At 56.4% G+C, this 20700-nt stretch carries 20 protein-coding genes and 1 pseudogene; 17 read left to right on the top strand and 4 right to left on the bottom strand.

Annotated features, from left to right (window positions below; translation table 11 throughout):
• The first annotated feature begins 3 nt into the window (after nt 1–3).
• From GOV90_RS06275 to GOV90_RS06260, 4 genes are all read left to right on the top strand, one after another.
• Nucleotides 4–1644: a sulfatase-like hydrolase/transferase gene (locus tag GOV90_RS06275; RefSeq protein WP_171105869.1), complete on the top strand. Its 1641-nt coding sequence runs from the start codon at nt 4–6 to the stop codon at nt 1642–1644.
• A gap of 68 nt (nt 1645–1712) precedes the next feature.
• Nucleotides 1713–2459, top strand: a complete 747-nt coding sequence (locus GOV90_RS06270) for a hypothetical protein (RefSeq protein ID WP_171096014.1) — start codon at nt 1713–1715, stop codon at nt 2457–2459.
• Nucleotides 2460–3068: 609 nt separating this feature from the next.
• Nucleotides 3069–3551, top strand: a complete 483-nt coding sequence (locus tag GOV90_RS06265; RefSeq protein WP_171096016.1) for a hypothetical protein — start codon at nt 3069–3071, stop codon at nt 3549–3551.
• A gap of 87 nt (nt 3552–3638) precedes the next feature.
• Entirely contained in the window at nt 3639–4508 is an 870-nt protein-coding gene (locus tag GOV90_RS06260) for a DMT family transporter (RefSeq protein WP_171096019.1), read from the top strand.
• Here GOV90_RS06260 and GOV90_RS06255 read toward each other — a convergent pair.
• Both GOV90_RS06255 and GOV90_RS06250 read right to left on the bottom strand, forming a co-directional pair.
• Nucleotides 4493–5299, bottom strand: a complete 807-nt coding sequence (locus tag GOV90_RS06255; protein ID WP_171096021.1) for a glycosyltransferase — start codon at nt 5297–5299, stop codon at nt 4493–4495. The two genes, GOV90_RS06260 and GOV90_RS06255, sit on opposite strands and share 16 nt — an antisense overlap.
• 4 nt (nt 5300–5303) lie before the next feature.
• Nucleotides 5304–6110, bottom strand: a complete 807-nt coding sequence (locus tag GOV90_RS06250; protein WP_171096023.1) for a putative rhamnosyl transferase — start codon at nt 6108–6110, stop codon at nt 5304–5306.
• 390 nt (nt 6111–6500) lie between these two features.
• Between GOV90_RS06250 and rpsL the strand changes: the two genes are divergently transcribed.
• The 6 genes from rpsL to GOV90_RS06220 all read left to right on the top strand — a co-directional run bounded on the left by rpsL (nt 6501) and on the right by GOV90_RS06220 (nt 13128).
• Nucleotides 6501–6872, top strand: coding sequence for a 30S ribosomal protein S12 (rpsL, locus tag GOV90_RS06245; RefSeq protein WP_005621086.1), 372 nt, complete (start codon nt 6501–6503; stop codon nt 6870–6872).
• A 15-nt stretch (nt 6873–6887) separates the two neighbouring features.
• Entirely contained in the window at nt 6888–7358 is a 471-nt protein-coding gene (gene rpsG / locus GOV90_RS06240; RefSeq protein WP_010441203.1) for a 30S ribosomal protein S7, read from the top strand.
• Between the two features lie 18 nt (nt 7359–7376).
• Nucleotides 7377–9494 (top strand): elongation factor G, encoded by a 2118-nt coding sequence (gene fusA, locus GOV90_RS06235; RefSeq protein WP_171096025.1) that lies wholly within the window; start codon nt 7377–7379, stop codon nt 9492–9494.
• A 60-nt stretch (nt 9495–9554) separates the two neighbouring features.
• Nucleotides 9555–10730 carry an elongation factor Tu gene (tuf, locus tag GOV90_RS06230; protein ID WP_171136109.1) on the top strand — a complete coding sequence of 392 codons (1176 nt, stop codon included), beginning with the start codon at nt 9555–9557 and terminating at the stop codon, nt 10728–10730.
• A 183-nt stretch (nt 10731–10913) separates the two neighbouring features.
• On the top strand, nt 10914–12749 hold the full coding sequence (locus GOV90_RS06225; protein WP_171094459.1) for an amidohydrolase: 1836 nt from the start codon (nt 10914–10916) through the stop codon (nt 12747–12749).
• A 178-nt stretch (nt 12750–12927) separates the two neighbouring features.
• The gene (locus GOV90_RS06220; RefSeq protein ID WP_171094457.1) at nt 12928–13128 is read left to right on the top strand and encodes a transferrin-binding protein-like solute binding protein; all 201 of its coding nucleotides are present in this window, start codon (nt 12928–12930) and stop codon (nt 13126–13128) included.
• A gap of 86 nt (nt 13129–13214) precedes the next feature.
• Here the strand turns inward: GOV90_RS06220 and rpe are convergent, their stop codons facing one another.
• Nucleotides 13215–13904, bottom strand: a complete 690-nt coding sequence (gene rpe / locus GOV90_RS06215) for a ribulose-phosphate 3-epimerase (RefSeq protein ID WP_171094455.1) — start codon at nt 13902–13904, stop codon at nt 13215–13217.
• A gap of 163 nt (nt 13905–14067) precedes the next feature.
• On the opposite strand from rpe, the gene phnC reads away from it, so the two are divergent.
• From phnC to GOV90_RS06190, 5 genes and pseudogenes are all read left to right on the top strand, one after another.
• Nucleotides 14068–14889: a phosphonate ABC transporter ATP-binding protein gene (phnC, locus tag GOV90_RS06210; protein ID WP_171094453.1), complete on the top strand. Its 822-nt coding sequence runs from the start codon at nt 14068–14070 to the stop codon at nt 14887–14889.
• A 66-nt stretch (nt 14890–14955) separates the two neighbouring features.
• Entirely contained in the window at nt 14956–15858 is a 903-nt protein-coding gene (gene phnD, locus GOV90_RS06205; RefSeq protein WP_171094452.1) for a phosphonate ABC transporter substrate-binding protein, read from the top strand.
• A gap of 67 nt (nt 15859–15925) precedes the next feature.
• Nucleotides 15926–16808 (top strand): annotated as a pseudogene (phnE, locus tag GOV90_RS06200) (phosphonate ABC transporter, permease protein PhnE).
• Nucleotides 16805–18172 carry a phosphonate ABC transporter, permease protein PhnE gene (gene phnE, locus GOV90_RS06195; protein WP_171094448.1) on the top strand — a complete coding sequence of 456 codons (1368 nt, stop codon included), beginning with the start codon at nt 16805–16807 and terminating at the stop codon, nt 18170–18172. Before phnE (GOV90_RS06200) ends, phnE (GOV90_RS06195) begins: the two are co-directional and overlap by 4 nt.
• Before the next feature lie 19 nt (nt 18173–18191).
• The gene (locus GOV90_RS06190) at nt 18192–18806 is read left to right on the top strand and encodes a chloramphenicol acetyltransferase (protein WP_171094446.1); all 615 of its coding nucleotides are present in this window, start codon (nt 18192–18194) and stop codon (nt 18804–18806) included.
• A gap of 44 nt (nt 18807–18850) precedes the next feature.
• Here the strand turns inward: GOV90_RS06190 and phnF are convergent, their stop codons facing one another.
• The gene (phnF, locus tag GOV90_RS06185) at nt 18851–19561 is read right to left on the bottom strand and encodes a phosphonate metabolism transcriptional regulator PhnF (RefSeq protein WP_171094444.1); all 711 of its coding nucleotides are present in this window, start codon (nt 19559–19561) and stop codon (nt 18851–18853) included.
• A 103-nt stretch (nt 19562–19664) separates the two neighbouring features.
• On the opposite strand from phnF, the gene phnG reads away from it, so the two are divergent.
• Both phnG and phnH read left to right on the top strand, forming a co-directional pair.
• On the top strand, nt 19665–20123 hold the full coding sequence (gene phnG, locus GOV90_RS06180; RefSeq protein WP_171094442.1) for a phosphonate C-P lyase system protein PhnG: 459 nt from the start codon (nt 19665–19667) through the stop codon (nt 20121–20123).
• Nucleotides 20123–20698, top strand: coding sequence for a phosphonate C-P lyase system protein PhnH (phnH, locus tag GOV90_RS06175; protein ID WP_171094440.1), 576 nt, complete (start codon nt 20123–20125; stop codon nt 20696–20698). The genes phnG and phnH overlap by 1 nt, the downstream gene beginning before the upstream one ends.
• Nucleotides 20699–20700 lie beyond the last annotated feature (2 nt).

Here is a 20700-nt window from a genome sequence, read left to right as displayed (position 1 = left end):
CCGATGAGATCGATATTGAAACAAGCCTCGGCCATTGTGTTGATGGCTGGCGCAAGCTTTGCTCAGGAAGCACCCATCATACACGACGGAGAGTTCGAGTATCTCCGTGCGCAGTTTGGAGAGGAATGGGACGCTCAGGATACGGAGATCGAAGCGAGGCTTGCCGAGATCCGTGACGCAAATGGCGGGCAACCACCCAACATCCTCTACATTTTGATTGACGATGTGAGTTTCGGTCAAATGGGCAACCGGACGATGAACTACGTCACCGGTTTCGATACGCCCAACATCAACGACTTTGCCGCAGAAGGCATGTCTTTGATGAGAATGTATACTGAGCCATCCTGCACACCGACGCGAACGGCTATGTTGACTGGTCGTCACCCGGTGCGTGCAGGCGTCGAAGAGGTCAAAGTTGCGCTGGTTGGCGAAGGTCTTGCGGCCGAAGAAGTCACGATTGCCGAGATACTGAAGGAAGAAGGCTATAACACTGCGCATGTTGGAAAGTGGCATCAGGGCGATATTGAACAGGCCTACCCACACAATCAGGGATTCGACTGGGCGGCCTTTCCATTACATCAACAGGTTCAGCTTAGCCTGATGACGCGGGATGCAATGGTCGCCAACAACATGCTTGGTTACCATCCGTCGGGTCAGTCCAACCAGTTTCAGTTGGACGAGCGGTTCAAACCTTACGGTCTGGTAACTGGCGTCGAAGGTGAAACGGGAGGCCAGGCCCGCGAAGTCGACATGGCGCCTGGCGAAGAATGGACCCAGGCGAAATACGAGGAAATGAATTTGCGCTATCAGCGTCAAGCTTTGGAGCAGCTAGAGCGGCTGGCTTCGCAGGACGCGCCATTCTTTATGCAATACTGGCCGCTCTATCCTCTGAACTTTGCCTATCCTGATCAGGCGGTATCTCGTAACGGCGGCTTCCATGCGGACAAATTGCAGGTTCTGGACGGTTGGATTGGCGAGGTTTTGGCCAAGCTGGATGAAACCGGTAAAGCAGAAAATACCGTAGTCATGATCATGGCTGACAATGGTTTGATGTATCATTATGAAGGTACTTCCGGGCTGAACCAACTGATCTATCGCGGCGGAAAGACTCAGCACCTTGAAGGAGGTGTGAGAACTGACGCGTTCATTCGGTGGCCCGGCGCAATCGAAGCGGGCAGTGCGGCAGGTGACATCGTTCATGTCTCGGATCTGTTTTCGACATTTGCCCGGATCGCAGGCGCAACGGACCACATTCCACGCGACCGTGTGATTGATGGCATCGACCAGACAGCACTATTGCTTGAGGGAGAAGGCAATTCGCGCCGTGACTACGTCTATGTGTACGAAGGGCCAGTATTGCGTTCGGTGGTGAAACAAGAGTTCAAGATGCATCTACCTGCCCCCGGTCAGCCCGGCGCGGCCGCCCCTGTATTCAATGTCTATCGCGATCCACGAGAAGAACATCCGCTTGTCGGGTACTCGCTGTGGTCCGGGGCGTCTTTCCAGGACATGTTGAAGCGCCACCAGAAGTCCATCGAAGAGCACCCTCACAAACCGCTCGGCAAGGGTGTCCCCTATGAAGGCATTGAAAACCTCAGGCCCGAAAGCGAATTGGCCCGAGAAGTCTTTTCTAGCTGGCAATGACGAACTTGAGACGGCGGTGCCGAGACACCGCCGTCAAACTGGTCGCATGAGTTTTTCCAAGGTGTACTATGACCCGCATCACCTTTCATCTGGCAGTCTTATCCTTGGCGATGCTCGTAGTGGCTTCTACCACCAAAGCCGAAGAAAACGCGTCAAATCCACTGGCGGCGGTTAACAACACGGACATTCGCTATCAGTATTTCGATCTGGAAGGGGGGGCAGACCGTCAGGACATGTTCATCGATGGTGCATACATGCTGCGCCCCGATCTGAAGCTAAAATACGAACTGCATTACAATTCAACGAATGTGACGGGACAGAGGTTCAGTGGGTTCGAGAAGACCAGCTTCAAGCTGATCTACTTCCCTTCCCAAAAACCCTTGAATGACACATGGGCTGTAAAATCCGCGCTTGGTTTGGAGTGGATACTTGATTTTGGCGACCCTGACGAAGGCATTGGCACCGGGTCTGATCAAATCGCTCCGTTCGGAGGCTTCGCTTTTTCAAACACAAAAAGTGGGCTGACACTGATCCCACTGGTCCAGCATTTCGCATCTTACAATGGACCTACCGATGTCAACCAAACCGCGATGCGCCTAATTGCACTTCAGCCATTTGGTGAGGGGTATTGGATCAAAGCGGATATCAAAGCGCCCTATGATTGGGAGAATGACGCCTGGCCCGCGACCGCAGAATTCCAGATCGGAAAGAACCTGAGCCCCGGAGTGGCCCTTTATGCAGATGTGCTGATCGGGATTGGTGCTGATCGACCCTATGACCAAGGCGCCGGGATCGGTCTTAGATTCAATTATTAAGTCGCAATTTCCTTAAAACAGCAGTCACTCGCTGCACCGCATTACAAAATGCCATGGTACTTGAGACAAGCCTTATGGCTCTGCCAGTGCTCGTATCAGTTCAATCACTACCAGCATCTGGTCAAAAAGAAACCGGTTGGTGTCATGGAGCGTCTTTCTATCTTTTTACCCCCTATCCTGCGCAACTCGCGACTATCCAAGGGATGTGAAGTCTCAGTCTTTCGAGTTCTGTGAAACGTCGGAAAGCGATGTCAGCTTTGAGAAGCTTGCTGTCCTTGGTTGAAGGATGAGACGCGGCATCTTTGACCGCGCGCTTATTAACCTTGAACGCTCACGTTGCGCGCGGCGGCTCTATGGCCAAAACTGTGATGTTGAACGGTCAGCGTAAGCCTTGTCTTACGCATGCCTGTCAGGATTCAAAATAACCAAATACCGATTTCGGATAACTCAGTTTATAGGGCGCGCGGTTCATTTTAACGTCGCAAGAAAGCACGCGATTTTGATCCGGCTTGACCCACTGCACACTTCTATCGTGATGTCTCGTTCTTGAGGTTTCACAATCTCTAGTTTAGCTCTGGCCTGAGATTACATTTTATTTTGAATTGGCTCATGAGCACAGAAAACAACTCTTTCGAAGATCGCGTTGCGCGGATCAAACAGCGCTCGGATGAGGACGCAAGAAACGCACCTCGGCCCAGAACCGAGAGCATCTGGCAACGTTTGGCCTATCCCGGTGCGTTTTTGGGGGCCTTTTTGCTGGGAATCTGTGCCGTGTTTCTGACCCGTTACATTCAATATCAATCCGTTGGTATTCCGGTTCAGCGGCAAGTTGATACGCAGGATTTCGTCAGCCTTGGACTTGCGGGCGGCGCTTGCATCATGGTGATGCTCTTTCTGAAAGGCAAACTGCGAGAATTCGCAGGCGCGCTTACGGTTGGCGCTTTGCTGACGACGGTTACCTTTCACAACCTTGTTTGGAAGTACCCAGCCTTTTTCGAGCAGACCTACGGAAAAGATTGGGTGGATTTCGTCAAAGATACAACCGAGCCGTCCAGTTTGAATCTGTTTGGGACCATTGTCCCCTTCGGCTGACATCCGGCTGAAGGGCAAAAGCGATATTGACATCCAAGGCTATAGTTTGGCCAATACCGGCGTTTGCCAGCCCGGAGCCCAGCCAACATGACCCCGAATACCAAAGGTGCCTTGCTGATGATGGGCAGCATGGCCGCGTTTACCTTGAACGATACGTTGGTGAAGATCGCGCTGCAGGAGCTGCCCCTTTTTCAGTTGGTGGCTTTAAGGGGTGCCTTGGCTGTTGTTCTGGTCTACATGCTGGCCCGTTCGCTTGGGGCTCTGCATCTGAATTTTTCGCGGCACGACAAATGGCTTGTTGCGTTACGCAGCCTGACTGAACTGGCGGCCACGTTCTTTTTCCTTACAGCGTTGAAGAACATGCCGCTTGCTAACGTAACTGCCATTCTACAAGCGCTGCCGCTGACTGTAACGCTGGGTGCCGCTTTGGTATTCTCGGAGCAGGTGGGCTGGCGGCGTACCCTGGCGATTGTGGTGGGATTCATTGGCATGGTCTTGATCGTCCGGCCGGGCCCGGACGGCTTCAGCATCTATTCTGTCTACGCCTTGATCGCCGTGGCATCGATAACGGTTCGGGATCTTGTCACCCGTCGTATGTCTGCCGACGTGCCGTCGATGGTTGTGACATTGGCAACCTCAGGCTCTATCGCAATCGCTGCGGCGGTTGCCTCGGTGTTTGAAGGGTGGGTTCCGGTTTCGGCCGCAGCGGGATCATTGGTCGCCGCCGCTGCTATCTTTGTGCTGATGGGCTACCTGTTCAGCGTCATGGTCATGCGCCAAGGCGATGTTGGGTTTGTTGCGCCGTTTCGGTATTCCAGCCTGCTTTGGGCGCTGGGGCTGGGTTGGGTCGTATTTGATGAATGGCCCGACACGGTGACAATGCTGGGTGCTGCGTTGATTGTCGGTGCTGGTTTGTTCACCTTGTTCCGCGAGCGTGCCCGTCAAGGCACAGAGTGAACCCGCCTGACATGGCTCTGATCAATGGCGAAGCGTGATTGAAACTCGGCCTCCTGAAGCTGCGAAAGGGGGCCGAGTTCGACATCCGTGCTTCTGGTTCTGGGAGAGTCATTGAACCGATTCAAGCCGCGGACCCACATCGGGTTATCAGGACGCGTAATCACAGGCATGGCCCGATTGATCCTGTTGTGGCTAAAGTTCATGATCGATTTGCGGTTGCCGCCTTGCACAAACATTCCAAGTCCGGCTGTCATCAACGGACGGTGTACGTGCTTGGCTTGAATGCCCGCAGCATCTGCGCGCGCCAGGTAGCCACAGTTGAAATCAATCGCAACCATGGCTCGGTTTTGAAACAGGCCGGCGTTGTCAATTACAGTTCCACGCAGACGTTCGATGAAATCCACGGCCACCGCATCATCGTCATCATGGCGAAATTGCAGGCAGGACAAGTCGGGATCTTGGCGCGCGGCATTCATAACCTCTTGCATGACCTTTCTGTGCCGCCCCGGAGGTCTGGCGGCGATTTGCACCTGTTTCAGGTCGGCGGTCAGATCATGCAAGCGATCAAAGGCGGGTTTGGGCAAGCACTCACCAACAACGATCAGAAGATGAAAGTCTTGGTCGGTTTGCTGTTTCAGTCCGGGCAGGGCGATGGTTTCAAACAACCGAAATCGTTCGTCCAGCCGTTCAGATTGATACAGAAACTGCCGCCGTTCTTCGACAGTGGCGTGAATGGTTTGAAACCCACCAATGGCGGGATAAGAAAAACGGCAAAGACCGAGGACCTGCATTTGCTCAACCTCGCACAGGTGTAGTTTCGAACTCTTTAGGGTCGATCGCGAAACGTGTCCGCAAATCTTCCGCCTGTTCTGGTGTAAGCGGCAACAGCTCACGCGTGTCTTTTCGGGCGTGGTCTGAGTCGTTGAAACTGTGCAGCATGCGCACCCACATAGGCGCGTCCGGGTAGCTGACCACTGGCATGAACCGTGCCAGTCTGTTGTGCAAACGGTCAAAGATTGTCCGTTTACTTCCGCCCCGAACATACATACCCAAGCCGACCCCCAACAGCGACCGATAGACCTGCGCAAAGTGCAACTCATTTTTGTCACGCCGGGCGACGTAACCGTGGTTGTAGTCTATCGCGACTGACTCGCTTTGCTGCATTAGCCCTGCGTTTTCGCGAGTTGCAGAGCGTAGCTTTTCTATGAAGTCGACCGAGATCGCATCATCGTCGTCATGCCGAAACTGAAGGCAGGGTTTATGCGGGTCTGTTCGGGCGGTGTTCAGAACCTCCCGCATCACTCGCTTATGATCTGCGGCTTCCTTTTCGATTATACGGACCTGTTTGACCCCGGCGGTCAGATCTCGCAGCCGTTGCGAAAAAGGCGGCGGCAGGCATGTTCCTGTTAAAACCAGCAGCTCAAAACCTTCATCCGTTTGGGCGCGAAAACCGGGCAGGGTAACGGTTTCAAATAAGCGAAAGCGCTCCTCCATTCTGTCGGGCGCATAGAGAAACTGCCTTTGCTCCTCGATTGTCTTGTGGCTCAGCCGAAAGCCGCCAATCGCGGGATAGGAAAAACGGCACAGGCCAATCACTTGCATCTGTCGTCCATCGGCTGGTATTCAGCGCAACTATGCCCCCGCTGTACACCGGTCGCAACAGGGATGAGGTTGCCTTTTGGGGCGATGTGTTAAGTCCCAAACCCCAGCAGGTCGCGGTTGTCGGGATAGTGCTGTTGACACTTGGGCCGACTCCCCCTATTACGCGCGTCATCTCGGTGCCGGGGGCCGCCCCGTAGCCGATTCCAGTAATGAGCTGGTCAAGGCCCGGACAATTTTACAGTTCGCGCCCTCTGAGAAACAACCGCGACGTTCACCTCGGAATGGGAACGCTCGTGGGTTTTGCGCTTGTGGACGCACGAACGCAGCGAATTTAGCCGCACGCAACGCGCGTGCATGTCATGTGTGTTGCAAAACGGGGAAAGAACCGGAATGCCAACTATTCAACAGCTGATCCGCAAACCGCGGCAGCCCAAAGTAAAACGCTCGAAGTCCATGCACCTGGAGCAGTGCCCGCAGAAGCGCGGCGTCTGCACCCGCGTGTACACCACCACACCGAAGAAGCCGAACTCGGCTATGCGTAAGGTTGCCAAGGTGCGCCTGACCAACGGGTTCGAGGTCATCTCGTACATCCCCGGTGAAAGCCACAACCTGCAGGAACACTCGGTTGTTCTGATCCGTGGCGGCCGTGTAAAAGACCTTCCCGGTGTGCGTTACCACATCCTGCGCGGTGTTCTGGATACTCAGGGCGTCAAAGACCGTAAGCAACGTCGTTCGAAATACGGCGCGAAGCGTCCCAAGTAAGAAGGAGAGGCTGATATGTCACGTCGTCACGCCGCCGAAAAACGCGAAGTCCTGCCTGACGCCAAGTTTGGCGACAAGGTACTGACCAAATTCATGAACAACCTGATGATCGATGGCAAGAAGTCGGTCGCAGAGCGCATCGTTTACAACGCGTTTGACCGCGTTGAGAACAAGGTAAAGCGCGCTCCTGTCGAAGTGTTCCACGAAGCACTCGACAACATCAAACCGTCGGTCGAGGTTCGCTCGCGCCGGGTTGGTGGTGCAACCTATCAGGTTCCGGTCGAAGTGCGCCCTGAGCGCCGCGAAGCACTGGCCATCCGCTGGCTGATCACTGCTGCGCGTGGCCGCAACGAAAACACCATGGAAGAACGCCTCGCCGGTGAACTGCTGGACGCTGTACAGTCCCGCGGTACTGCCGTGAAGAAGCGCGAAGACACCCACAAGATGGCCGAGGCGAACAAAGCCTTCAGCCACTACCGTTGGTAATTCAGAGGCTTATCAAAAATGGCACGCGAATATCCGCTCGAACTGTACCGTAACTTCGGTATCATGGCGCACATCGACGCAGGTAAGACCACCTGCTCAGAGCGTATCCTGTATTACACTGGTAAATCCCACAACATCGGTGAGGTGCACGATGGTGCAGCCACCATGGACTGGATGGAGCAGGAGCAGGAACGCGGCATCACCATCACCTCGGCTGCGACCACCACCTTCTGGGAACGCACCGAAGACGGTCAGACCGCCGATACCCCCAAGCACCGCCTGAACATCATCGACACCCCCGGCCACGTTGACTTCACCATCGAAGTTGAACGTTCGCTGGCGGTTCTCGACGGTGCCGTCTGCGTTCTGGACGCAAACGCCGGTGTTGAGCCCCAGACCGAAACCGTGTGGCGTCAGGCTGACCGCTACAAGGTTCCGCGTATGGTTTTCGTCAACAAAATGGACAAGATCGGCGCGGACTTCTTCAACTGCGTTCGCATGATCGAAGACCGCACCGGCGCACGCGCTGTTCCGGTTGGTATTCCGATCGGCGCCGAGTCCGAGCTGGAAGGTCTGATCGACCTGGTCACCATGGAAGAGTGGCTGTGGCAGGGCGAAGATCTGGGCGCAAGCTGGATCAAAGCTCCCATCCGCGACAGCCTGAAAGACATGGCTGACGAATGGCGAGGCAAGATGATCGAAGCGGCCGTCGAAATGGACGACGACGCGATGATGGAATACCTGGAAGGCAATGAGCCCGACGTTCCGACCCTGCGCGCCCTGCTGCGCAAAGGTACCCTGGACATCGCGTTTGTTCCGGTTCTGGGTGGGTCTGCGTTCAAGAACAAAGGTGTTCAGCCGCTGCTCAACGCTGTGATCGACTATCTGCCCAGCCCGCTGGACGTTGTTGATTACATGGGCTTTAAGCCCGGCGACGAGGAAGAAGTTCGTGACATCGCACGTCGTGCCGATGACGCAATGGCGTTCTCGGGTCTGGCGTTCAAAATCATGAACGACCCCTTTGTTGGCTCGTTGACCTTTACCCGGATCTACTCGGGCACCATGAACAAGGGTGACTCGATCCTGAACTCGACCAAAGGTAAAAAAGAGCGCATCGGTCGTATGATGATGATGCACTCGAACAACCGGGAAGAGATCGAAGAAGCGTTTGCAGGCGACATCATCGCGCTGGCGGGTCTGAAAGACACCACCACCGGTGACACCCTGTGTGATGCGAAGGATCCGGTGGTTCTGGAAACCATGACCTTCCCCGATCCGGTGATCGAGATCGCGGTTGAGCCCAAAACCAAAGGCGACCAGGAAAAGATGTCTCAGGGTCTGGCCCGTCTGGCCGCCGAAGACCCGTCCTTCCGTGTGGAAACTGATCTGGAATCGGGTCAGACCATCATGAAAGGCATGGGCGAACTTCACCTGGACATTCTGGTTGACCGTCTGAAGCGCGAGTTCAAGGTTGAAGCGAACATCGGTGCACCGCAGGTGGCCTATCGCGAAACCATCTCGATGCCGGTCGAGCACACCTACACCCACAAGAAACAGTCGGGTGGTTCGGGTCAGTTCGGTGAGGTCAAGCTCGAGATCACTCCGACCGAGCCGGGCGAAGGTTATTCGTTCGAAAGCCGCATCGTTGGTGGCGCCGTTCCGAAGGAATACATCCCGGGTGTCGAAAAAGGCATTCAGTCGGTTATGGACAGCGGCCCGCTGGCTGGCTTCCCCGTGATCGACTTCAAGGTTGCCCTGCTGGACGGTAAGTTCCACGACGTTGACTCCAGCGTTCTGGCGTTCGAAATCGCGGCCCGTATGTGTATGCGTGAAGGCATGCGCAAAGCTGGCGCGAAACTGCTGGAACCGATCATGAAGGTCGAAGTGATCACCCCGGAAGAATACACCGGCGGCATCATCGGCGACCTGACCTCGCGTCGTGGCCAGGTGTCTGGTCAGGAACCGCGCGGCAACGCAATCGCGATCGACGCGTTCGTTCCGCTGGCGAACATGTTCGGCTACATCAACACTCTGCGTTCGATGTCGTCGGGCCGTGCCCAGTTCACCATGCAGTTCGACCACTACGATCCGGTTCCGCAGAACATCTCGGACGAGATCCAGGCGAAATACGCATAAGCGAAGATTTGAGGGAGCTCCGGTCAGGGGCTCCCTTCATTACCGAAAAAGGAGGCCATCATGGCAAAGGAAAAGTTTGAGCGTACAAAACCGCACGTCAACATCGGCACGATTGGCCACGTTGACCATGGTAAAACGACGCTGACCGCAGCAATCACCAAGTATTTCGGTGACTTCAAAGCGTATGACCAGATTGACGGTGCGCCGGAAGAGAAAGCGCGCGGCATCACCATCTCGACCGCCCACGTGGAATACGAGACCGACAACCGCCACTATGCGCACGTCGACTGCCCCGGCCACGCCGACTACGTCAAGAACATGATCACCGGTGCCGCTCAGATGGACGGCGCGATCCTGGTTGTGAACGCTGCTGACGGCCCGATGCCGCAGACCCGCGAGCACATCCTGCTGGGCCGCCAGGTTGGCATCCCGAAGATGGTCGTGTTCATGAACAAAGTTGACCAGGTTGACGACGAAGAGCTGCTGGAACTGGTGGAAATGGAAATCCGCGAGCTGCTGTCTTCGTATGAGTACCCCGGCGACGATATTCCGATCATCGCAGGTTCGGCTCTGGCCGCGATGGAAGGCAACAACCCGGAAATCGGCGAAGAGAAGATCAAGGAACTGATGGCGGCTGTTGATGAGTATATCGACACCCCTGAGCGTGCTGTTGACCAGCCGTTCCTGATGCCGATCGAAGACGTGTTCTCGATCTCGGGCCGTGGTACCGTTGTGACCGGCCGTGTTGAGCGTGGCGTGATCAACGTTGGCGACGAGATCGAAATCGTCGGCATCCGCGACACTTCGAAAACCACCTGCACCGGCGTTGAAATGTTCCGCAAGCTGCTGGACCGCGGTGAAGCAGGCGACAACATCGGCGCGCTGCTGCGTGGTGTTGACCGTGACGGCGTTGAGCGTGGCCAGGTTCTGTGTAAGCCGGGTTCGGTTACACCGCACACCAAGTTCGAAGCCGAAGCCTACATCCTGACCAAGGAAGAAGGCGGTCGTCACACCCCGTTCTTCGCGAACTACCGTCCTCAGTTCTACTTCCGTACAACTGACGTGACCGGCACCGTGACCCTGGCCGAAGGCACCGAGATGGTCATGCCCGGCGACAACGTGTCGTTCGGCGTTGAGCTGATCGCACCGATCGCGATGGAGCAGGGCCTGCGCTTCGCGATCCGCGAAGGTGGCCGCACCGTCGGCGCGGGCGTTGTGTCGAAGATCATCGAGTAAGGCGCGCTTGTCGCGCTTGGTTGCGGCAGGCGATTTTCCTCAGGAAAATCTGCCGGGAGCAACTCGGTAAAGAACTAAAGAAGGCCGTCCCACAGGGGGCGGCCTTTATTCTTTTTCGGAAACGCCTGCCAAAATGCTACCCTCTTTCATATTGAGACATTGCAATTCGAAAGAGGTCATAAGATGCACGTATCGGCTCGTTCACTCTGTCTTGTCGCGGCACTCGCGTTTTCGTCTTCTTCGGCGGCGTCCCAACAAGTTGCGGATCGTATCTATCTCGGCGGTCCAATTGTCACGATGAATGACAAAGGCCCCACTGCCGAAGCGGTCGCAGTCAAAGACGGACGCATACTGGCCGTCGGTTCACTATCTGATCTGTCCACACATCAAGGTGATGGAACGGAAACCTTCAACCTGAACGGACGCGCGATGCTGCCGGGCTTTGTGGACAGCCACGGACATGTTGTCATGGGTGGGTTGCAGGCCTTGTCCGCCAACCTCCTCGCTCCGCCGGATGGGGACGTTGTTGATATCGCGACCCTGCAATCAACACTGTCCGATTGGGCCGCTGAGAACGCGGAAGCCGTTGAGCAGGTGAAGATGATCATAGGCTTTGGCTATGACAATGCGCAATTGAAGGAACTGCGTCACCCGACACGGCAAGATCTGGACATGGTGTCCGAGGATTTGCCTGTGATCATCATTCATCAATCCGGGCATCTTGGTGTCGCAAATTCAAAAGCTCTGGAGTTGGCAGGCATCACTGCCGCTTCAGAGGCACCTCCTGGCGGGGTCATTCAGCGCGATGAAGCCGGAGAACCCAATGGTGTTTTGGAAGAATACGCGTTCTTTTCGGTGCTCGTTCCCATACTTGGAAATCTGGGCGAGGAGGGCTTGGCCGCCTTTGCCAGAGCCGGAACTGAACTTTGGGCAAAGTTTGGATATACGACCGGACAAGAAGGCCGATCTTCGGGTGAGATTGTCGAAGTCCTCAAGAAAGTTGCTGCCGAAGATGGTCTGCCCATCGACGTGGTCGCTTTTCCAGATGTGCTGGAGTCGAGGGACTATATCGGAGAGAACACCTCGGCAGGTTATGGTGACCGCGTCCGGGTTGGCGGCTGCAAGCTGACAATTGACGGCTCGCCGCAAGGTTTCACGGCGTTGCGGGACCGACCCTATTACAAACCGGTTGGAAATTACGCCGCCGGGTATGCCGGTTATGCCGCAATAACGATGGAGCAGCTTCAGGATGCGGTGAACTGGTGTTATGAGAATGGCTTCCAGATCCTCGTGCATTCCAACGGCGAAGGGGCATCTGACATGTTGATCGCGGCCCTTGAAGAGGCGCAGATCAAATATGGTGACCCGGGCAATCGCCCTGTTCTGATTCACGGCCAATTTCTAAGAGAGGATCAGGTCGCCAGTTTTAAACGGCTGGGCGTGTTTCCATCGCTGTTCCCCATGCATACATTCTATTGGGGTGATTGGCACCGGGATCATACTGTGGGGCCGGTCAACGCTGACAACATCTCACCCACGGGATGGCTGCGAGAACGTGACATGATGTTCGGCACACATCACGATGCCCCGGTCGCCTTTCCTGACAGTATGCGTGTACTTGCCGCGACCGTTACGCGTCGCACACGGTCGGGCGACATTTTGGGACCGAATCAGAGGGTCGACGTCATGACTGCCCTGAAAGCCATGACAATTTGGCCCGCCTGGCAGCATTTCGAAGAAGATGAAAAGGGCTCTATCGAAGTTGGAAAAGTTGCGGATTTTGTGATCCTGTCGGATGACCCCACAGCGGTCGACCCCGAAACGCTGGCAGAGCTTGAAGTGCTTGTAACTGTAAAAGGCGACGAGGTCGTCTATGAAGCAGATGAAGGCGTCCGAGAGGGTAACTTGCAGTTCTCGCCATTTTCAAACGACCCTGTGATTGCCCATCTTTTTCTGCATGCGGTTTATCAGGGCATGAAAGTTGAAGACCCATGGCTTGTAGGAAAGGAGCTTGAGTGAACGGCCCGACGAAACCAGAGGTGCGGGCACCAGTAAAAAAACGAACAAACCGATGTCGCTTTGTCAGAAGCGTCGTTCCAGCCCGAGCTCGAAATTGGTCTCAGTAAAACTATAGGCCGGGATGTCGGACTCCGTTCGGCTGTACTCAATCAAACCAAACGGGGAAAACCCGTTTCCAATGAAAAGGTCGTTCTTTTCAATCCGTAAACGCGACCCCCAAGAGGTTTCGTTTGGTGTTATCGCGACGACTTATGGGCCAGGGACAAATGGCGAAGCTTACGGAGTGTTTTATGGCCCGAACGCCGAAGAAGTTGGTGGGACGTTCCAAGCGTCCGGCGCCAACGGCGTATCGCATATCGGGTCGTTCGGCGCGGATTGATAGACGGAAAGGAGCCCTTTTTGTGAAGGGCTCCTTTCACCGTCGGTAAAGAGCTGAGCTACTGGCCGGTAATGTCAGTCTCGAAACTAGGACAACGCTGATTGTGCTGCTGCGCGTACAGCACGGATGTTCTCACCGTACACGTCCGGCTGGTCCACCGATCCACCTTTGAAAACAGCCGAACCGGCCACCAGTACGTCGGCACCTGCAGCTGCGACCAACGGGGCAGTTTTTGGATCCACGCCACCATCGATTTCGATATGTACCGGACGGTCACCAATCATTTCGCGCAGCTTGCGCACCTTGCCGGTCATATCGATGAATTTCTGACCTCCGAATCCGGGGTTCACCGTCATTACACAAACCAGATCGGTAAGATCCAGCAGGTGCTCGACCGCTTCTGCCGGCGTTCCGGGGTTCAGGGCGACGCCTGCTTTCATACCTGCCGCGCGGATCGCTTGCAGGGTGCGATGTGTATGAGGCCCCGCCTCGACATGTGCGGTCAAAATGTCCGCTCCGGCATCGGCATACGCCTGGATGTAAGGATCAACAGGGGTGATCATCAGGTGCACATCCATCACGGTTTTCACATGCGGGCGGAAGGCTTTGACGGCGGGTGGGCCAAAGGTCAGGTTCGGAACGAAATGACCATCCATGACATCCACGTGGACCCAATCCGCGCCTTGTGCCTCGATGGCCTGAATCTCTGCTCCGAAGTTGGCGAAATCGGCAGACAGGATCGATGGAGCAATCTTGATGGTGCGGTCAAAGCTCATGATGGCCTCGTATCAGAAAAAGAGTCGCCGAAGCGTATACCTGTGGGGCAGGGGGATGGATAGCCCCCGCAACGGCTGGTCCGTTACAAAACTTTCACCACGCTGACACATATCCGTTGAATGGCATCTGTAGCTGACCGCCAACATCATTTGGGGGTGGCACGTGCTGCATATCAAGAAACTGACCAAACGCTTTGGCGACAACGTTGCTGTGGACGCTGCGACGCTGGATGTAGACAAGCCTTGCATGATCGGGATTATCGGGCGGTCTGGTGCAGGCAAGTCGACCCTGCTACGGATGATTAACCGACTGACGGACTCCAGCGATGGTCAGATCCTGTTCGAAGGTCGTGACGTGACCCAACTGAAGGGCCGCGAAAAGCGCGCCTGGCAAGCTGACTGCGCCATGATCTTTCAGCAGTTCAATCTGGTGCCGCGTATGGATGTTGTGTCGAACGTTCTGCATGGCACTCTGAACCGTCATTCGACCCTGGCGACCATGTTCAACCTGTTTCCGATGGAAGACATCCATCGCGCTATCGACATCTTGGATCGTCTGGGTATTGCCGAGCACGCACCGAAGCGCGCGGAGGCCCTGTCGGGCGGCCAGCAACAGCGCGTCGCTATCGCACGCGCCCTGATGCAGGACCCCAAGATCATTTTGGCGGACGAGCCCATCGCCTCGCTGGACCCAATGAACGCTCAGGTGGTGATGCAGGCGCTGCGCCGTATCCACGAAGAGGACGGTCGCACCGTCATCGCCAACCTGCACACACTTGATACAGCACGCCGCTACTGCGACCGCGTGGTCGGAATGCGCGACGGGCGCATCGTCTTTGACGGGCTGCCTGAACAACTGACGACCGGTGTCGCCCGCGAAATCTATGGTGCCGATGCCAGCTTCTCGGAAGAGGCGACATCGACCGAGATCGAAACTCTGGATGCCACCCAGAAGGCCCTGATGGAAGCGGAAGCGACCATCTGAGCCACCAACCCCCTTTCATCGCCCGGCCCGATGAAAGGCCGGGGCAATCAAACTGGAGAGAGACAGATGAAAAAACTGATTGCTGCCTTTGCGGCCACTACTGCGCTGGCCGCACCGGCCATGGCACAGGACATCAGCGAATTCCGCATAGGCATTCTGGGCGGTGAGAACGCTCAGGATCGCCTGAACAACAACGAATGCCTGCGCGAATACACCGAAGAAACGCTGGGTGTTGAGACCAAGCTGTTTGCGCCTGCCGATTATAACGGTGTGATCCAGGGTCTGCTGGGCGGCACCATCGACATGGCATGGTTGGGCGCGTCGGGTTACGCCAAAACTTATCTGAGCGATCCCGAAGCGGTTGAGCCGGTTCTGGTTAAGGTGAACGTCGACGGCGGTTACGGGTATTACTCGGTTGGTTTTGCCCGCAAGGACAGCGGCATCACCTCGTTGGAAGATATGAAAGGCAAGACCTTTGGTTTTGGCGATCCGAACTCGACCTCGGGCTACCTGATCCCGTCCATAGAAATCCCGCAGGCCACCGGTGCCACCATGGACTCAGGCGACTACTTTGGTGAAGTGAAGTTCACCGGCGGTCACGAGCAGACTATCGTCGCGGTCAACAATGGTGACGTTGATGGTGGTGTTACCTGGGCCGATGGTCTTGGCAACTGGGAAGACGGATACAACTCGGGCGCGCTGCGCCGTGCAGTTGATGCCGGTCTGGTCGACATGAACGACATGGTTGAAATCTGGAAATCCAAGCCGATCCCGGAAGGTCCGGTTGTTCTGCGTACAGCGCTGCCTGCGGATGTCAAAGAGAAGATGACAGCCCTAATGGCTGGCCTGCACGAGAAAGACCGTGATTGCTTCTACGGCGTTGCCGCAGGTGAGGCGAAAGCGTTCGAGCCGATCACGCATGATGCCTACGAAGTCATCATCGAAGCACGCAAGCTGAAGTCCAACTAAGCCTGCATACCCAATGATCGGGGTCCGGTGAAAATCCGGGCCCCGTTTTTCCACCCAGGAGCATTCCATGACAGACCTGACCGCTGGGTCCCCGACCGTCGACCAGATCCGCGATGACTATACGGCGATGACGCGCCGCAAACGGGTCTATGGTGGTATCCTCCTGATCCTGTTCGTTGCCGTTATGGCCTCGGGCTTTCGTGTTGCTGACGACCGCAACGCTGGCAGTTTCCGCGATGGCTGGACGCGTATTTTCGACTACCCCGCTGAGGTTTTGGCCGAGGCGTGGGAAAAAATCGGCGCGCTGCCGGAAAACCTGGCCAAGTTTTTCCCCGCACTGATCGAAACACTGAATATCGCCGCCGCTTCGACCTTGATCGGCGCGATTGCAGGCACGTTTCTGGCCCTGATGTCGACGCGCGGCATGGCACTTTGGCCCGCCTTGATCCCTTTGTTTCGACGAATTGCAGATGTGTGCCGCGCGGTCCCCGAGATTGTGATCGCACTAGTTCTGATTTTCATTTTGGGCGGTGGTCCGGTTCCGGCGATGATTGCGATTGCCATTCACACAGCAGGTGCACTGGGCAAGCTGTTTTTCCGAGGTCAACGAAAACGCCTCGCTCAAGCCGGTCGAGGGCCTGCACTCGGTGGGTGCGAACTGGTCGCAACGCATGTATCTGGGCGTGATCCCACAGGTCGGACCGAATTATGTCAGCTACGCGTTGCTGCGGTTCGAAATCAATATTCGCGCCTCAGCCATCCTGGGTTTTGTTGGCGCTGGTGGTCTGGGCTATGAGCTGCGCAACGCCATGTCCTGGGGGCAGGGGCGGTACGATGAGGCCGCGGCCATTTTCCTTCTGCTTTTCGTAACAATCGTCGTCGTAGACCAGCTGTCTGGTGTCCTGCGCGACCGTCTGACTCATGGGTCGGAAAAGGGAGCCTCGGTATGAGCACCTTCGCAACCAATCTGACCGTCGATGAGCTGAAAGCCGAAGCGGATCGCCTGTTCAGTCGTAAAAGGCTGGTGAATTTCGGACTGCCCGCATTGGTGCTTGTCTATCTGGTCTACGTCTTCTTCGCGTTTGACGTTCCGGGCCTTGCAGCGCGCGCGAATTGGGAAAACGGTAAGACACTGGTATCGGACAGCTACAGCTACAAGACGCATGTCGAGCGTGACAACCGCACCGGCGAAGTCTCGGCCGCGATCGAAGGCGAACGCAAGGGCGCGTATCCTGAAGGTCAGGCCCCGGACTGGGTGACGCTGGGCGAGACAACCGTGATCGATCTGGAAGACGGTCATGTCGTGCGGTTCGGGCCGGAAACGGTCGAATATGACATCCCCGGTTATGGAACTGTTCGGGCGACGCCCAGCCGCTCGGCTGGCGTACAGGCAGAGTTGCCTGCGGGTGACGTGCCGGATTGGATCAACGTTTCGAAGAACCGCTTGGCAATCAAGACGGATGCTGGCCGTTTGACCGTCACACGCAATCGGTCGGAAGTGTTTCGCTACTTCACCGGGTGGGAGCTGTTCTGGTTCACGCTCGACAGCCCCTATTACGGCAAGTCCTTCCCCGAACTGGCCGGGCGGGCGGCGTCGGGTGAGGCGGGTGCAATTTTTAATGACTTCTGGACCAACAAGATGTGGCGGCATCAGGATGTGGCTTGGGCGATCTTCGAGACGATCCTGATGGCGTTTCTGGGCACGCTGGGCGCGGCCATGGTCGCGTTGCCACTGGCCGTCCTTGCAACGCGCAACTTCAACCCGATGAAATCCATCCGATTTGCAACGCGCCGCGTGTTCGACTTTGTGCGCGGCGTGGATGCTTTGATCTGGACTGTCGTTCTGGCCCGTGCCTTTGGCCCCGGTCCGTTGACCGGGGCACTGGCCATACTGGTGACCGACACCGGGACGTTCGGCAAGATTTTCTCGGAAGCGTTGGAGAATGTGGACCAGAAGCAAATCGAAGGCGTTCAGTCCACTGGCGCAAATGCGCCGCAGAGATATCGTTTTGGGGTCATTCCGCAGGTCACACCAGTGTTGCTGAGCCAGCTGTTGTATTTTCTGGAATCCAACACCCGCAGCGCGACGGTGATTGGTGCAATCACAGGCGGTGGCATTGGCCTTCTGCTGACGCAGGCAATCATCACGCAAAAGGATTGGGAAGAGGTCGCGTACTACATCATCCTGATCATCCTGATGGTCATGTTGATGGACTGGTTCTCGGGCTGGCTGCGCAAACGGTTGATCCAGGGCGAAGCGGGCAAAAAACGCAAGCCGCGTGACGCTGCGCGCAAAGCATTCTTTTTACCCTGAGCCGAGGTTGGGACACGCAATGGCACGACTGAGCGCAGATCACCCGTTTGTTCACACCGAATGTCAGATCACCAACAGCAGCTTTGGCGCATATGTCGAGATTGGTGCTGGCAGCCGAGTGGCAAACTCGGTTTGGGGCGACTATTCCTATTGCGACCGGACCTGCGATATTGCCAATGCCGAAATTGGAAAGTTCGCAAACATAGCAAGCTTCACTCGTATCGGAGCGACAGATCACCCGATGGACAAGGCCTCGCTGCATCATTTTCACTATCGTTCCGCCGACTATTGGGACGATGCCGAAGATGATGCGGATTGGTTCGCGCATCGCGCCAGTCGTACCGCCCGGATCGGGCATGATACCTGGATCGGACATGCCGCGATCATCAAGCCCGAGGTCACGATCGGCAATGGTGCCGTGGTCGCCTCAGGTGCGGTGGTTACCAAAGACGTACCGCCTTACACGATTGTTGCAGGTGTCACGGCTCAGGTATTGCGCAACAGGTTTCCTGAGGGCGTCGCGGACAGGATGGAACAACTTGCGTGGTGGGATTGGGAAAACGCCAAGCTTCGCGCGGCTTTGCCCGATTTTCGCACGCTAAGTGCCGAAGCGTTTTTGGAAAAGCACGCGTAACTCTGTTCTCGCAGATACAAGAACCGAAAACCCCTTATGGGGGTCTATTCTTCGTTCAGGGTCAGCGTGACCCGCTCACCCGCGAAAACGGTTCGCCCATATTCAACCGGCTGGCCATTTGGATCGGCGTTCACGCCAACCGAGAACAGAACCGGGGCCCCCTCGGACAGTTGAAGCTGCAGGGCTTGTGTTGCCGTTGCCCCGCGTGCTGTCAAACGGGTCGAGATGCGTGTGTAATCCGCTATGCCGCTGGCTTGCAGAGCTTTTGTAACCGATTGCGTTTCAGTCAGCGTCTGCAACAGGTCGGGGAATCGCGCGGCTGGAAAAACGCTTTGAAACACGGCCACAGGCTGCCCGTCCGCCAATGACAGGCCGTCATAGACATGCACCGGATCACCTTTGTCCAAACCCAAGGCTTCTGCTTCGGCTTCATCTGCTGCGCGTGTGGTCAGCGCGAGGATTTTCTTGCCCGGCATCTTACCGCTGGCCGAGATGTTTTTGTGGTATCGCACCCTTTTGCCGATTGGATAGTCCGTTGGTCGTGCTGCCACGAACACGCCTGCGCCGCGTCTGGCGTGGACCAGACCTTGTTCCGACATGTCTGCCAACGCGCGCCGCACAGTGTGGCGATTGACGCCATGAGTGGCAGCCAATTGTGCTTCGGTCGGCAGGCGATCTCCGGTTTGATAGCGCCCTTCGGCGATGTCCGAGGTCAGGCGCAGGGCGATGCTTTTCCAGATCGGCGTTTTGCTCATGTCATCAAATCTTCACACCATCGCGGATTGCGACTCGGATGCCTAAAGGGTAATATTTGTCTAGTTGTATAGTTCATGTAGACAACCCGGCCAAGAGGCATTGATGACAAATCAGACAGAAATCGCGACGCAGGCGCGGAAGGAATGGATGGGTCTGCTGGCCCGTGCGCCGGACGATGCTTTGATGACGCTATGGGATGGCATTCAGGACCGCCCAAGCTTTGAGTGGCTGCGCAGCCCCGAAGTGGGCGGCGTCATGGTGAGAGGTCGCACCGGAGCGACCGGAGCGCCGTTCAATCTGGGTGAAATGACCGTCACGCGCTGCTCGGTCGTGCTGCAGGATGGTACGGTCGGTCACGGATATGTGCAGGGCAGGTCCAAGCCCAAGGCCAAAGCCGCAGCGTTGATTGATGCCATGATGCAGACGTCTTCTGCGGATGAGTTGAAGGCAAAGCTGATCAACCCGCTGCAGACGCAAATGCAGAAGACCAAAACCGCGCGCGCCGCCAAGGCAGCCGCAACGAAGGTCGAGTTTTTTACGCTGGTCCGGGGGGAGGACTGATGGCCTTGCAAACGCAGTTCTCCGGAGGCTTTCAAAACGCACCTGTCCAAGCCGCCCACGCGTTCCGCGCTGCCATGACTGTGATGGCACGCCCGGGTGACATTCGCACCCTAACGGGCAGTGAACCCCCTGCGCCTTTGTCCGTGGCAGCAGGCACGATGTTGCTGACGTTGTGCGATCCCGAAACGAAAGTGCATCTGGCTGGTGACGCTGATACCGATGCGGTGCGCAAATGGCTGACCTTCCACACGGGCGCGCCTATTGTGTCAGCGGATCAGGCGGATTTTGCCGTGGGTACGTGGGGCGCGTTAGGTCCTTTGAACGCCTATCGTAGTGGCACGCCGGAATACCCGGACCGGTCTGCGACCCTGATTGTAGAATGCGACCAGCTTGAGCAAAGCGGCGCCATTCTGAGCGGCCCTGGGATCAAGGAGACCGCGCGGTTGTCTCTGCCGGATATTCCGGCGCTTCAGGGCAATGCGATGCTGTATCCGCTAGGGTGCGATTTCTTCTTTACCTGCAATGACAAGATCGCGGGCCTGCCGCGCAGCACGCAGATCAGGACAGAGGGCTAAGC

It is taken from the genome of Ruegeria sp. HKCCA5929, assembly GCF_013034525.1.
Lineage (GTDB): Bacteria > Pseudomonadota > Alphaproteobacteria > Rhodobacterales > Rhodobacteraceae > Ruegeria.
Note: the sequence above shows the minus strand (reverse complement) of the source record. Positions and strands in the feature narration are given on the sequence as shown.

What these genes read in the sequence shown, in the direction of transcription:
- GOV90_RS06275 (WP_171105869.1), top strand. Translation starts at nt 4, where the DNA reads ATGAGATCGATATTGAAACAAGCCTCGGCCATTGTGTTGATGGCTGGC.
- GOV90_RS06270 (WP_171096014.1), top strand. Translation starts at nt 1,713, where the DNA reads ATGACCCGCATCACCTTTCATCTGGCAGTCTTATCCTTGGCGATGCTC.
- GOV90_RS06265 (WP_171096016.1), top strand. Translation starts at nt 3,069, where the DNA reads ATGAGCACAGAAAACAACTCTTTCGAAGATCGCGTTGCGCGGATCAAA.
- GOV90_RS06260 (WP_171096019.1), top strand. Translation starts at nt 3,639, where the DNA reads ATGACCCCGAATACCAAAGGTGCCTTGCTGATGATGGGCAGCATGGCC.
- GOV90_RS06255 (WP_171096021.1), bottom strand. Translation starts at nt 5,299, where the DNA reads ATGCAGGTCCTCGGTCTTTGCCGTTTTTCTTATCCCGCCATTGGTGGG.
- GOV90_RS06250 (WP_171096023.1), bottom strand. Translation starts at nt 6,110, where the DNA reads ATGCAAGTGATTGGCCTGTGCCGTTTTTCCTATCCCGCGATTGGCGGC.
- rpsL (WP_005621086.1), top strand. Translation starts at nt 6,501, where the DNA reads ATGCCAACTATTCAACAGCTGATCCGCAAACCGCGGCAGCCCAAAGTA.
- rpsG (WP_010441203.1), top strand. Translation starts at nt 6,888, where the DNA reads ATGTCACGTCGTCACGCCGCCGAAAAACGCGAAGTCCTGCCTGACGCC.
- fusA (WP_171096025.1), top strand. Translation starts at nt 7,377, where the DNA reads ATGGCACGCGAATATCCGCTCGAACTGTACCGTAACTTCGGTATCATG.
- tuf (WP_171136109.1), top strand. Translation starts at nt 9,555, where the DNA reads ATGGCAAAGGAAAAGTTTGAGCGTACAAAACCGCACGTCAACATCGGC.
- GOV90_RS06225 (WP_171094459.1), top strand. Translation starts at nt 10,914, where the DNA reads ATGCACGTATCGGCTCGTTCACTCTGTCTTGTCGCGGCACTCGCGTTT.
- GOV90_RS06220 (WP_171094457.1), top strand. Translation starts at nt 12,928, where the DNA reads ATGAAAAGGTCGTTCTTTTCAATCCGTAAACGCGACCCCCAAGAGGTT.
- rpe (WP_171094455.1), bottom strand. Translation starts at nt 13,904, where the DNA reads ATGAGCTTTGACCGCACCATCAAGATTGCTCCATCGATCCTGTCTGCC.
- phnD (WP_171094452.1), top strand. Translation starts at nt 14,956, where the DNA reads ATGAAAAAACTGATTGCTGCCTTTGCGGCCACTACTGCGCTGGCCGCA.
- phnE (WP_171094448.1), top strand. Translation starts at nt 16,805, where the DNA reads ATGAGCACCTTCGCAACCAATCTGACCGTCGATGAGCTGAAAGCCGAA.
- GOV90_RS06190 (WP_171094446.1), top strand. Translation starts at nt 18,192, where the DNA reads ATGGCACGACTGAGCGCAGATCACCCGTTTGTTCACACCGAATGTCAG.
- phnF (WP_171094444.1), bottom strand. Translation starts at nt 19,561, where the DNA reads ATGAGCAAAACGCCGATCTGGAAAAGCATCGCCCTGCGCCTGACCTCG.
- phnG (WP_171094442.1), top strand. Translation starts at nt 19,665, where the DNA reads ATGACAAATCAGACAGAAATCGCGACGCAGGCGCGGAAGGAATGGATG.
- phnH (WP_171094440.1), top strand. Translation starts at nt 20,123, where the DNA reads ATGGCCTTGCAAACGCAGTTCTCCGGAGGCTTTCAAAACGCACCTGTC.